The organism is Metabacillus herbersteinensis, assembly GCF_042433335.1.
Lineage (GTDB): Bacteria > Bacillota > Bacilli > Bacillales > Bacillaceae > Metabacillus > Metabacillus herbersteinensis.
This window is the reverse complement of the sequence record NZ_JBHLVO010000009.1, coordinates 12,320-24,293: the sequence shown is the minus strand read 5'-3', so window position 1 is coordinate 24,293 and position 11,974 is coordinate 12,320. Positions and strand designations below refer to the sequence as shown.

Genomic DNA, 11,974 nt, shown 5'->3' with positions numbered 1-11,974 from the left:
AAATATCGAAATTTGTAAGTATTATAATAAAAGAGGTAATATTATCCTATAAATTTTTATTCAAAAAAAGAAACTGCTAAAAGCAGTTCCTTTTCCTGATTGTTAATTAATTAGTTTCATCTAAAGAATTTTCATTAGATGAACCATGATTAAGATGTTGCCTTAATTCTTCAGACAACTCTCTAACAGATTCCTCATCAGGAACTAAATAATAAATTCCATCAATATATTCATCTTCTCCCTCAAGAGTAAGTGATTTAATATTTTCTGAAGAGAAAGAAGAATACTTATCTTGTAATGCTAATAAATAGCTAACCCTTAAGTTTGTTTCTACGTTTTTTCCGATTTCTTTTGTAATATCATCAATTTTAAACAAAGAAGAAGGAGTATTTATTTTATCTATTACACCTTCAACAATTTGCTTTTGGCGTTCGTTTCTACCTCTATCACCTAAAGGATCCTTCTTTCTCATTCTTGCGTAAGTTAAAGCTTCATCTCCTGTAAGATTCATCTCGCCTTTTTCAAAGTAATACTTTGTTTCCCAATCCCCACCCTTATAATCCGAGAAGTCAAACGGAACGTCCACTGTTACTCCATCTAAGATATCGATGATATTAACAAAACTTTTAAAGTTGATTGTTGCATAATAGTCAATTGGAATGTCTAAGAAGTCTTCTATTGTCTCAATAGTTGATTCTTTGCCACCAAAGGCAAATGCGTGGTTAATTTTATCTTTTTTTCCTCGCTCTTCAACATATACTCTAGTATCTCTAGGTATACTAAGTAATTTCATTGTAGAATCAGACGGATTAAATGTCGCAACCATAAGTGTATCAGAGCGGCCGTATGAATTTTTTCCACTAGAGTAGTTTTCTACTCCAATTAATAAAACGGAAAACGGATCTTTACTAATATCCACTTCCTGTTCTCGTAATTTTGATTTTCCGTCACGATTTTCGAGTTCTTCATAAGAGTTATTCGCTGCTTGAAATGTAGTGAAAGCCAAATATCCTATATAAGCCAAAGCAACAAGGAATAAGAGTAGTAACATTTTTCTTATGAATTTTTTACCTGATTTTTTTTTCTTTCTATGTTCTCTTCTGCTATTTTTTTTCACTACAATTCTCCTCTTCATCCTAGGTCTTCTTCTAAATATCTCACATTCCCCGCAAAAATCTCACATTTCCCATTGGTTAATTCTGTCATCCACTCAATGAAGCCTTGCTTACTACCCTCTTCTACAAATACTTCCACTTCAACGTCGTTTAAATAATGAATTTCCTTCAAAGAATAAGCGGAAGATCGTAATTCATTTTCCACTTTTCCCAACCATGTATAATCAATTTTTGTGTGCATAACTCGCATTAGTGTGCATTTAACAATACCCGTTTCGTTTAATCCTTCAGAGGTAGAACTTCCGTAAGCTCGGATAAGACCGCCGGCACCAAGTTTAATACCACCAAAGTAACGGGTAACAACTACTACAGTGTCTTTTAAGTTTCGTTTTTTGAGTACTTCCAGCATCGGTACACCAGCAGTACCACTTGGTTCTCCGTCATCGTTTGCTTTTTGAATGTTGTTCGTTTCACCTATAAGATAGGCGGAACAGTTGTGGTTTGCATCGTAATGTTTCTTTTTAATCGTTTGAATAAAACTCTGAGCTTCTTCTTCAGTTGTGGCCCGATTTGTATAACAAATAAAACGTGATTTTTGAATGATTATTTCATGCTCTCCATAGCCTTTTACGGTATAATAGTAAGGAAGCATGCTTGTACACCTCCAAGATAAAAGCGCGTGGGTGAGCTTTGTATATACGCAATCAGCCATAATAAAACAAATTGCGCATTCTACTATTATAAAACGACAAATTTTTTACTTCAATTAAAATTTATATTTTGCAAAAAGTATGACAGATATGTTACGGAGGGAAACAAGTGAACTCCAAAATTGATAGTGCGTTACTTGATGAAATTTTAGATAAAATGATTAATGCAGTTGATGGCAGTAAGGATGAAATTTTCATTATTGGTGAACAGTCCCGTCATCAATACGAAACGCTAGTGGAAGAACTTAAGGATATTAAAATTCAAGTTAATGATGTGATAGATGAAGGCGATAAATTAGAAGTGCATGCTCGGTTTGCACGAAATCGACTTTCAGAGGTAAGTAAACATTTTAAACAGTTTAATGAGGATGAGATTCGCGAGGCTTACGAGAAGGCACATAAGCTTCAAGTAGAGCTCTCAATGATGCAACAACGCGAGAAACAGTTAAGAGACCGTCGTGATGACCTGGAGAGGCGTCTGCTAGGGTTACAAGAGATCATTGAACGTTCTGAGTCCCTGGTGGGTCAAATTACGGTTGTGCTCAATTATTTAAACCGCGATTTACGTCAAGTTGGTCTACTATTAGAAGATGCTCAGCAAAAGCAAGATTTTGGGTTGCGTATTATTGAAGCACAAGAAGAGGAACGCAAGCGTGTTTCTCGTGAGATTCATGATGGCCCAGCACAAATGCTCGCAAATGTGATGATGCGATCTGAATTGATAGAACGAATTTTTAGAGAACGTGGTTCGGAGGAGGGCTTTAGCGAAATTCGCAGCCTTCGTCAAAATGTTCGCAATGCGCTTTACGAGGTTAGACGGATCATCTATGACTTAAGGCCAATGGCGTTGGATGACTTAGGTCTCATACCTACCCTCAGAAAATATATGAACACGATCGAAGAATATAATGGAAAAACACGTATTCATTTTCACAGCGTGGGAGAAGGAGAAGACCACCGCCTACCCTCAAGGTTTGAAGTCGCGTTATTTCGCTTAGCGCAAGAAGCTGTCACTAATGCACTGAAACATGCAGAAGCAACTGAGATATCTGTGAAAGTGGAAGCGATGAAAGATAGGATTACCCTTCTAATAAAAGATAATGGCAAAGGGTTTAATTTAAAAGAGATGAAGGAAAATAAAGATAAAAAGTCTTTTGGACTTATTGGCATGAAAGAACGTGTAGAATTACTAGAAGGTAAAATGACGATTGACTCCAAAGTGGGTCTGGGTACATTTATTATGATTTCAGTTCCTTATAATATAGGCTAATTGACATTGCAAATCCTTGTTTTTCTTATGACAAAAGACATATTGACCAAATGAACGAAAAACAGACAAAATACAATTGGGGAGGCGTAACCATGAAAACGAATATTGTAATTATTGATGATCACCAGTTATTTCGTGAAGGTGTAAAACGCATTTTAGATTTTGAACCAAGCTTTGAAGTTGTAGCTGAAGGCGATGACGGTTCAGAGGCGTTAGCAATCGTTGAAGCAAACAAGCCTGATGTCGTTATAATGGATATAAATATGCCGAATATGAACGGTGTGGAAGCAACAAAACTGTTAATTGATGCAAATCCAGAAACAAAGGTTATTATTTTATCGATTCATGATGATGAAAATTACGTAACACACGCACTAAAAACAGGTGCTCGTGGGTACTTATTAAAAGAAATGGATGCAGATACGTTAATTGAAGCAGTAAAAGTTGTTTCAGATGGCGGGTCTTACTTACATCCAAAAGTGACACATAACTTAGTAAACGAATTTCGCCGCTTAGCTACAAGTGGACAAGCTAATGCTACACAGCACATTCAAACAGAAATTCGTCGACCATTACATATATTAACTCGACGTGAATGTGAAGTGCTGCAATTGCTAGCAGACGGAAAAAGCAACCGAGGTATCGGAGAGTCGTTATTTATTAGTGAAAAAACAGTTAAGAATCATGTGAGTAATATTTTACAAAAAATGAACGTGAACGACCGTACGCAAGCAGTTGTTGTTGCGATTAAAAATGGTTGGGTTGAAATTCGCTAGACATTTTAAACGAAAAGGTAGGTTCCAGACATGGGACCTACCTTTTTTTTATATCGTATCAGAAAGTATATAATTTGATACTTAATCTGTGTTTCTGAATCCAGCTCCAGCGCCTAGCCCCGACGCACAAGGACGTGCTAGTGCAATCAATGCGACAGGACGTCGCGCTTTTGACTGCCTCGAGGTCATAAGTCAATTCTAAATTGAAGGCAAAGAACGCCTTCTATTTAGAATCGCCTTATGCTTGTCGGGGCTGAACAAGGCGCTTGCGCTTTTTTAATGAAATTTAATACATTATCCTCTAATATTAATAGTACAATAAGGAATATCCGTATTAAAGGAAGGAACGACAAAATGAAAACGGCTATTTTAACTGATAGTACCGCCTACATCCCTAAAGCATTACGCGAACAGCTAGATATACATATGATTCCATTGAGCGTTATTTTTGGACAAGAAACCTATCAAGAGGAGGTTGAGATTACTGCAAATCAGTTTTATGAAGAGGTGCGTAGCAAAGGAGAGCTCCCGACAACTTCGCAGCCTTCTGTAGGAATGTTTTTAGAAACGTTTGAAAAACTGGCAAAAGATTATGATGCAGTTGTAACGATCCACCTTTCGAGCGGAATTAGCGGTACCTATAACGGGGCAGTGGCAGCGGGAAATATGGTTGAAAATATTAAAGTTTACGCTTTTGATTCTGAGATAAGTTGTATGGTTCAAGGGTTTTATGCACTTGAAGCAGCTGAAATGGCACGCGCTCAAAAATCACCTGAAGAAATTATCGCTCGATTAAAAGAAGTGAAAAAGTCCAACTCTGCTTATTTTATGGTCGATGATTTGTCCCATTTGCAGCGTGGTGGACGATTGAGTGGAGCACAAGCACTGATTGGGAGCTTGCTTCAAGTAAAGCCGATTCTTCATTTTGTTGATAAAATGATTGTTCCGTTTGAAAAAATTCGTACCCGGAAAAAGGCAGTAAACCGTCTTTATGAGCTTTTTAATGAAGTGGCTAGTGAAGGAGCACCTATGCGTGCCGTAGTTATTCATGCGAATCGTCCTGAAGAAGCAGAAGAAATGAAAAGAGATTTGGAAAAAAAGTACCCACATGTGGAGTTTATGACCAGTTATTTCGGTCCTGTGATTGGAACGCATTTAGGTGAAGGTGCGATGGGATTAGGATGGTACAAAAGATAGAGGGTTGTGTGCACTGCATCAAAAGGTGTAGTGCTTTATGCTTATATTGTTGATAACAACTAGACATATTTTGGAGGTTATTCCATAATAGTTGCTGTACGACTTTAAGTTAAAGGAGGATGACTGTTGATCAAATTAGATATGCAAGATTTGAACGATGAAACCTACATAGAGGATAATCGTAAAAGATCGTATCGTCACTGGACAACTCTTGAAGATAAGAAATTGCTGGAGCTACGATTTAATGGGTTGAGATTTCGAGATATTGGTGTGGAATTAAAAAGAACAGCTATAAGTGTTGAGAAAAGATACAGAAAAATAACCGATCACGACTATAATTATTACGTATGAGATTTATTGATAAAAAACCACTGTTACTACCTACGAAATCTCATCAAGAAGGACAACCTATTTCTAGAATAGCTAATCTTCCACTTACACCTCTAAACCATGCTTATGCATACTCCATAGAACTACAGCAATTCCTAAGCGGAAAGGAATTGCTGGCGGACGAACTTCACTTTCCTATTGAAACGTTGCAAGAGCATATTAAGAACGGGTTTATAAGCTTGAATCATGGACTTGTTAAAGAAGACGATAAGTTCAAATGTAATCGTTGTTCAAACCAAGATAAAAATCTCATAGCTTCTTTTAGATGTGCCCGCTGTGGAGAAGACTGTCATTATTGCCGAAAATGTATCATGATGGGGCGTGTGAGCGAGTGTACACCTCTTTTTAGGTGGGTTGGGCCAGAAACCGAGAGGACAACAACTTCTAAAAGAATATTAGCATGGAACGGTAGACTTTCTAAAGGACAACAACAAGCCTCCGAAAAAGTCGTTCAGGCGATAGAAAAAGGTGATGAACTGTTAGTATGGGCGGTTTGTGGAGCTGGAAAAACCGAGGTCTTGTTTAATGGAATTGAACAGGGACTCCAAACAAACAGAAAAATCTGCATTGCGACACCACGAACGGATGTCGTTTTAGAGCTAGCACCAAGATTGAAAAAAGTTTTTCCTACTATAGAAATAGCTGCCTTATATGGTGGAAGTGAAGAAAAGAGTAACCAAGCTTCCCTCTATATCTCCACAACACATCAGTTATTACGTTTCAAAGAAGCATTTGACACCATGATCATTGATGAAGTAGATGCATTTCCCTATTCTTACGATGAGTCACTCAAATATGCCGTTCGAAAAGCCCGAAAGCCTCAAAGCTCACTCATTTACTTATCAGCTACTCCGTCTAAACAATGGAAGAAAGAAGTCGAACAAAAGAAACGTACTGCTGTTAAAATCCCAGCACGCTTCCACGGACATCCTCTCCCGGTGCCATCTTACACATGGTGTGGTGACTGGAAAAAGAGGGTAAATCAAGGCGCTCTCCCTAACATTCTCCTAAATTGGATCAACGAACACTTAACAGCAAAAAAACAGGCCTTTTTATTTATTCCGAGCATATTAGTACTTGAAAAAGTTGTCGGGATCTGTAAAAATCAAGATATAAAAATTGAAGGTGTGCACTCAGAAGATCCTGATCGAAAAGACAAAGTACAACGTTTTCGAGAAGGTAAGATCCCGATCTTAATCACCACGACAATTTTAGAACGAGGAGTGACGATTTCAAATTGTGATGTTGGTATTTTGGGCGCAGAGGATGATATTTTTACAGAGAGCGCACTCGTTCAAATTTCAGGGCGAGTCGGTCGGGACGCTCTTTTTCCAACGGGTAGGATTATTTATTTTCACTATGGAAAGACGAAAGCAATGGTTGAAGCAAAGAAACATATTGAGAAGATGAATGAGATTGCAAAAGAGGGTGCCTTTTTAACTAATTAATTATCTAAATATTTCCACTATCGATAAGATATGTCATACTATATTTACTAACTCACAATAGGGGAAATGAACTTGGTCATCAACGCGATGGAACAGATTATGAAGGATCTATTAGAGGAATACAAGGACCGCTTACAGATGAATTGTATGTGTGACCGCTGCAAAATAGATGTGCTGGCACTTGTACTAAACAAAGTGCAACCAAGATATGTATCAAACATTGAGAAAATTGCCTATGTAAAGGCGAGTTTTATTGATAAACAAGAAATGACATCACTGATTGTTAAACTGGCAGAATGTGCGAAAATTGTTTCTGATAACCCTCTATGTGAGGTCATGGCTAGGAAAAAAGAGGTGGACAACCATACATTGTCTGATTTGTCATAACGAAATTAATACTAAGTCTTCATGGAGAAGCATTCTTTTTTTAGAAAAAGCAACATCTACCTGCGAAGAATGCATGAATAAACTAACAAAGATTGATGGTAAAAGGTGTTCTGTATGTAGCCGGCCTCAAGAAACAGAGCAAGTTTGCTTTGACTGTGAACGATGGGAGACAAGTGAGGCTTGGCGAGGTGTGCTCATCAAAAACCACTCAATCTTTGAGTACACTGATTTTATGAAAGAAGTGTTGGCTGCCTTTAAGTTTCGAGGAGACGCAGAATTAGTAAAAATATTTAAAGAAGAAATGCGTGCAGTCTACCAAAAACAGTTTTCTGCTGAAATAGACGGTATCGTACCGATTCCGCTAAGCGCTGATCGTCTCTACGAGCGCGGATTTAATCAGGCGAGACTGTTAGCGGAACAACTACCTATTCCTACAAAGGATCTTCTCCAACGAACACACCACGAAAAACAATCCAAAAAGTCAAGACAGGAAAGACTTCAATCCTCAAATGTATTCACCACCGAAAGTGCAACCGAAATCCTAGAGAAAAATATTCTTTTAGTAGATGATATCTACACTACTGGTACAACGCTTCGTCATGCAGCAAAAGTTCTCTTGAATAATGGCGCCGCAAAAGTCTCTTCATTAACACTCATCAGGGGCTAAAAGTTTCTAAAAAAGTGCCGATATATAGTTTATAGTATATTGACAGGAGAATGATCCATGATGGGAGAACTATCGAATTGCCCGAATTGCAACGCCATTTTTGTAAAAACTCAGTTTCGTAGCGTTTGCGAAGCTTGTTATAAAAAAGAAGAAAATTCTTATGAAGCAGTCTATAAATTTTTACGTAAAAGGGAAAATCGGACGGCACAATTACATGAAGTTATCGAGACTACAGGCGTCGAAGAAGAACTAATCCTAAAATTTATTCGTAATGGACGAATTCAAATTTCAAATTTTCCTAACTTGAGTTACCCTTGTGGGAAATGTGGTGCTAGTATTCGTGAGGGGAAACTATGCGACAACTGTGAGACAGATATTAAGTCTCAGATTCACCAACTAGACCAGGAACAAAGTATTAGAGAAAGAAACAAAGCAGAAGAAAAACGGGCAACTTTCTATGCCTCAAAGCCTAAATGGTGAATAATTGCTAAACATAAAGTGTACGCTGACGATATAAAGTGAGACTTCCGTCAGTGGAGAGTTCTTCATCCTCCACTGATGGTTAGCGAAACTTAATCGGATTTTTACGGACAGTTACCCCCTGCTATCTTCTTTGTATCATTTGAATTTTGCGGTTTAGGTTTTACTGTCCGTTAAGAATGGGATAAATGGTAATCAGTTGTACGTATGCACTTTGAAAGAGAGGGTTTACAATGAAAATAAATAACTTTAATTCAGTTGGAATGAATCCATATAAAAAAAATCTTGAGAAAAGCGCTGAGCTTAGTAAAACAACAGCAAAACAAGACAAAGTTGAGATTTCCTCTGCAGCTAAAGATCTTCAAACAAATGAAGTCTCAAAAGCACGTCAGGAAAAAATTAATGAGATTAAATCTCAAATTGAGAACGGTACGTATACAGTAGATCCTAAAGCAGTTGCGAAAGGATTACTAAACTTCTATCAAAAATAATTAGTAGGACGGAGGGTACTTTGTGTTAGCGGATAAATTAATTACTACATTAGAAAAGCTATTATCACTTCATGAGCAATTATATAAAGTAGCCCTCCAAAAGTCTGAAATCCTAAAAAAAGACCTTATAGATGAACTAAGAGAGATACTCAAACAGGAGCAAAAATTAGTCCAAGCCATTAAACAAATCGAGGCTGAACGAATTTTAATAACTGCGGAGTATCTTAATCGTGAGCAAGAACTAACATTACGTGCTTGCATCGACCAAGCAGACGGATTAGCAAAAGAAAGGCTTCAAACGATACACCACGAATTTCAAAGCATAATGGACAAGCTGAAAGCGGTCAATCAGTTAAACCAACAGCTAACACAGCAATCACTACAGTTTGTATCGATTTCACTAGACATGCTGATGCCACAGGAAAACGCACAAAACTATAACCGCCCAGATCAAAGTAAAGGAACGGCAACAAATCGCCGCTCCATTTTTGATTCTAAAGCCTAACGTACGGAGGAATAAATAGATGAGATCAACTTTTCATGGCTTAGAAGTTGCCAAAAGAGGAATGTTCGCCCAACAAAGTGCCCTACACACAACAGGCCACAACATCGCAAACGCCAACACACCTGGCTACACTCGTCAGCGTGTGAATTTTGAACAGACCGAACCATATCCAGCTGTATCTATGAACCGGCCGAACATTCCAGGGCAAATGGGAACAGGTGTAGAAGCGGGCAGTGTACAGCGTGTACGTGAAAGTTTTCTAGATGTTCAGTACCGTAGCGAGAACAATAAACTAGGATACTGGGAATCGAGAGCAGAAGCCCTTCAAAAAATGGAAGAAATCATGAATGAGCCATCTGATACAGGATTATCAAAAACATTAGATCGTTTCTGGCAGTCGTTTCAGGATTTGGCAACAAACCCAACAAATGCTGGTGCACGTTCAGTTGTCCGTGAACGTGGGATTGCGGTTGCGGAGACGTTTAATTATCTGTCCAATTCATTAAAGTCAGTTCAGGGAGATTTGAAGAGTGAGCTAGATGTGTCGGTAAAAGCGATGAATTCACTGGCTAATCAAATTAATAACATAAACAAACAAATCTCTGAAATAGAACCACATGGTTACTTACCTAATGATTTGTACGACGAGAGAGATCGCTTAGTTGATCAACTTTCATCACTAGCAAATATAAAAGTCACAACTCATCCTTCGGGTGGGAATGCATTAAAGATTGCAGAAGGCACATATTCGGTTGAGCTTGTCGATGATAACGGGAGATCCATAGGTACACTTGTTGATGCAAAACAACAGAGAACAAATTCATTTGCTGTAGAATATAACGCCGAAAATGGTCTTGTAGAATCGGTTCAACTAGGTACTAAGAAAATAGATATTTTAGATTTCAATAGTTCAGGAGAATTGAGTAGCTTAATAGATTCGTATGGGTACACTTACACAAGTTCAGATGGCACTGTTTTTGAAAAAGGCTTGTATCCCGATATGTTGGCTGACATAGATACTCTTGCTTTCGACTTTGCGACAAAGTTAAACAGTGTCCATCGTGAAGGTTGGAGTATGGAAGATTTAGATCCTGATGGAGATCCTAATACAAATGATGCAACTCATACTCCCAAAGATTTCTTTTCATTCGGAGAAGGTACGTCTTTACTAGATTCAAAAGGTGCATCCGCACTCATTCAAGTATCAAAAGCCATTCAAGACTCAACAGACCACATTGCTGCAGCTATGCCTAACTCAGACAATCAAGTTCATGTTGGTGATAGCCAAAATGCAATTCGCCTAGCAGACGTCAAGAATAACTCACTAAATATTGGTGGAAACACAACAACCTTCCAAAACTTCTACGAAAGTGTAATCGGTGGAATGGCCGTCGACGCACAAGAAGCTGAGAGATTAACAACAAATAGTGGAGTTTTAAAAGATGCAGTTGATCAAAGAAGACAATCAGTCAGCGCCGTTTCACTAGACGAAGAAATGACAAACATGATTCAGTTCCAACATGCATACAACGCATCCGCACGAATGATTACGATGCAAGATGAAATTCTAGATAAAATTATAAATGGTATGGGACTTTCAGGGAGATAGGTAGGTGAATAGCAAATGCGTGTAACACAAGGGATGTTAGCTAGTAACTCTTTACGTCATTTAAGTAATAGTTATAAGAATATGGGTAAATATCAGGACCAACTAGCAACTGGTAAAAAAATTAGTAGACCTTCGGATGATCCAGTTATTGCGATGAAGGGAATGCATTATCGTACAAATTTGACAGAGGTTGAGCAGTATAAGCGAAATCTTTCAGAGGCTTACCAATGGATGGAGAATTCTGAGGGTGGGATTGAGCATACGACGCAAATTCTTCAGCGTGTGCGTGAGCTTACTCTTCAAGGGAAGAACGGTACTAATAGTCCTGAAGATTTGAAAGCAATTGGAGTTGAGATTGGTCAGTTGAAAGAAGATTTAGTTGGAGTTGCTAATACACAAGTGGCAGGACGATATATCTTTAATGGGACGCAAACGGACAAAGCACCGATAACTAAAAATGCAGATGGAACACTAGATTTTTCTAATATGACTACTTCAGCTTTTAATGTTGAAGTTTCTAAAGGTGTTCAACTTAAGGTAAATGCAAATGCTGATAAGGTGTTTGGCGAAGACTTCTTTGCGACGTTAGAAGCGATTGAAAGTGGATTGAATAATGGGAAACTAGAAAACTCAGATGAACTTCTAGGTCAACTAGACATTCATTTTGACACGATGTCCTCTGAAAGATCTGAGCTGGGTGCACGATACAACCGTTTGGAATTAATTGATTCTCGTATTGCTGACCAAGAAATCATCGCAAATCGAATTCTCTCTGATAATGAGGATGCAGATATTGAACGCGTTATTACGGATCTGACTATTCAAGAAAGTGTGCACCGTGCTTCATTAGCAGTGAGTTCGAAGATTATTCAACCTACGTTAATAGACTTTTTGAGATAAGCTATCTTTTTATTAAGATAGCTTATTTA

At 38.0% G+C, this 11,974-nt stretch carries 14 protein-coding genes; 12 read left to right on the top strand and 2 right to left on the bottom strand.

Features of this window, described 5'->3' with window-relative positions; translation table 11 throughout:
• Positions 1-106 precede the first annotated feature (106 nt).
• Positions 107-1,117 carry an LCP family protein gene (locus ACFFIX_RS12405; RefSeq protein ID WP_378934331.1) on the bottom strand — a complete coding sequence of 337 codons (1,011 nt, stop codon included), beginning with the start codon at positions 1,115-1,117 and terminating at the stop codon, positions 107-109.
• A gap of 14 nt (positions 1,118-1,131) precedes the next feature.
• On the bottom strand, positions 1,132-1,767 hold the full coding sequence (locus ACFFIX_RS12400) for a YigZ family protein (RefSeq protein WP_378934329.1): 636 nt from the start codon (positions 1,765-1,767) through the stop codon (positions 1,132-1,134).
• 215 nt (positions 1,768-1,982) lie between these two features.
• On the opposite strand from ACFFIX_RS12400, the gene degS reads away from it, so the two are divergent.
• The 12 genes from degS to flgL all read left to right on the top strand — a co-directional run bounded on the left by degS (position 1,983) and on the right by flgL (position 11,945).
• Positions 1,983-3,095: a two-component sensor histidine kinase DegS gene (gene degS / locus ACFFIX_RS12395; RefSeq protein ID WP_378934563.1), complete on the top strand. Its 1,113-nt coding sequence runs from the start codon at positions 1,983-1,985 to the stop codon at positions 3,093-3,095.
• Between the two features lie 92 nt (positions 3,096-3,187).
• Positions 3,188-3,871, top strand: a complete 684-nt coding sequence (gene degU, locus ACFFIX_RS12390; RefSeq protein WP_378934327.1) for a two-component system response regulator DegU — start codon at positions 3,188-3,190, stop codon at positions 3,869-3,871.
• A gap of 354 nt (positions 3,872-4,225) precedes the next feature.
• Positions 4,226-5,068, top strand: coding sequence for a fatty acid kinase binding subunit FakB (locus tag ACFFIX_RS12385; RefSeq protein ID WP_378934325.1), 843 nt, complete (start codon positions 4,226-4,228; stop codon positions 5,066-5,068).
• 126 nt (positions 5,069-5,194) lie between these two features.
• Positions 5,195-5,419, top strand: a complete 225-nt coding sequence (locus ACFFIX_RS12380; protein WP_378934323.1) for a hypothetical protein — start codon at positions 5,195-5,197, stop codon at positions 5,417-5,419.
• Positions 5,416-6,906, top strand: coding sequence for an ATP-dependent helicase ComFA (locus ACFFIX_RS12375; RefSeq protein WP_378934321.1), 1,491 nt, complete (start codon positions 5,416-5,418; stop codon positions 6,904-6,906). Before ACFFIX_RS12380 ends, ACFFIX_RS12375 begins: the two co-directional genes overlap by 4 nt.
• A gap of 66 nt (positions 6,907-6,972) precedes the next feature.
• Positions 6,973-7,293, top strand: a complete 321-nt coding sequence (gene comFB, locus ACFFIX_RS12370) for a late competence protein ComFB (protein ID WP_512700169.1) — start codon at positions 6,973-6,975, stop codon at positions 7,291-7,293.
• Positions 7,294-7,366: 73 nt separating this feature from the next.
• Positions 7,367-7,960, top strand: coding sequence for a ComF family protein (locus ACFFIX_RS12365; RefSeq protein ID WP_378934318.1), 594 nt, complete (start codon positions 7,367-7,369; stop codon positions 7,958-7,960).
• Between the two features lie 60 nt (positions 7,961-8,020).
• A complete protein-coding gene (locus ACFFIX_RS12360; RefSeq protein ID WP_378934561.1) occupies positions 8,021-8,440 on the top strand; it encodes a TIGR03826 family flagellar region protein in 420 nt (139 codons plus the stop codon).
• Between the two features lie 233 nt (positions 8,441-8,673).
• The gene (flgM, locus tag ACFFIX_RS12355; protein ID WP_378934316.1) at positions 8,674-8,931 is read left to right on the top strand and encodes a flagellar biosynthesis anti-sigma factor FlgM; all 258 of its coding nucleotides are present in this window, start codon (positions 8,674-8,676) and stop codon (positions 8,929-8,931) included.
• Between the two features lie 22 nt (positions 8,932-8,953).
• On the top strand, positions 8,954-9,436 hold the full coding sequence (locus ACFFIX_RS12350; RefSeq protein WP_378934314.1) for a flagellar protein FlgN: 483 nt from the start codon (positions 8,954-8,956) through the stop codon (positions 9,434-9,436).
• 19 nt (positions 9,437-9,455) lie between these two features.
• Positions 9,456-11,045, top strand: a complete 1,590-nt coding sequence (gene flgK, locus ACFFIX_RS12345; RefSeq protein WP_378934312.1) for a flagellar hook-associated protein FlgK — start codon at positions 9,456-9,458, stop codon at positions 11,043-11,045.
• A 15-nt stretch (positions 11,046-11,060) separates the two neighbouring features.
• The gene (gene flgL / locus ACFFIX_RS12340) at positions 11,061-11,945 is read left to right on the top strand and encodes a flagellar hook-associated protein FlgL (RefSeq protein ID WP_378934310.1); all 885 of its coding nucleotides are present in this window, start codon (positions 11,061-11,063) and stop codon (positions 11,943-11,945) included.
• Positions 11,946-11,974: the final 29 nt, after the last annotated feature.

What these genes read in the sequence shown, in the direction of transcription:
- ACFFIX_RS12385 (WP_378934325.1), top strand. Translation starts at nt 4,226, where the DNA reads ATGAAAACGGCTATTTTAACTGATAGTACCGCCTACATCCCTAAAGCA.
- degS (WP_378934563.1), top strand. Translation starts at nt 1,983, where the DNA reads ATGATTAATGCAGTTGATGGCAGTAAGGATGAAATTTTCATTATTGGT.
- ACFFIX_RS12375 (WP_378934321.1), top strand. Translation starts at nt 5,416, where the DNA reads ATGAGATTTATTGATAAAAAACCACTGTTACTACCTACGAAATCTCAT.
- ACFFIX_RS12400 (WP_378934329.1), bottom strand. Translation starts at nt 1,767, where the DNA reads ATGCTTCCTTACTATTATACCGTAAAAGGCTATGGAGAGCATGAAATA.
- degU (WP_378934327.1), top strand. Translation starts at nt 3,188, where the DNA reads ATGAAAACGAATATTGTAATTATTGATGATCACCAGTTATTTCGTGAA.
- flgK (WP_378934312.1), top strand. Translation starts at nt 9,456, where the DNA reads ATGAGATCAACTTTTCATGGCTTAGAAGTTGCCAAAAGAGGAATGTTC.
- flgM (WP_378934316.1), top strand. Translation starts at nt 8,674, where the DNA reads ATGAAAATAAATAACTTTAATTCAGTTGGAATGAATCCATATAAAAAA.
- ACFFIX_RS12365 (WP_378934318.1), top strand. Translation starts at nt 7,367, where the DNA reads ATGAATAAACTAACAAAGATTGATGGTAAAAGGTGTTCTGTATGTAGC.
- flgL (WP_378934310.1), top strand. Translation starts at nt 11,061, where the DNA reads ATGCGTGTAACACAAGGGATGTTAGCTAGTAACTCTTTACGTCATTTA.
- ACFFIX_RS12360 (WP_378934561.1), top strand. Translation starts at nt 8,021, where the DNA reads ATGGGAGAACTATCGAATTGCCCGAATTGCAACGCCATTTTTGTAAAA.
- comFB (WP_512700169.1), top strand. Translation starts at nt 6,973, where the DNA reads ATGAACTTGGTCATCAACGCGATGGAACAGATTATGAAGGATCTATTA.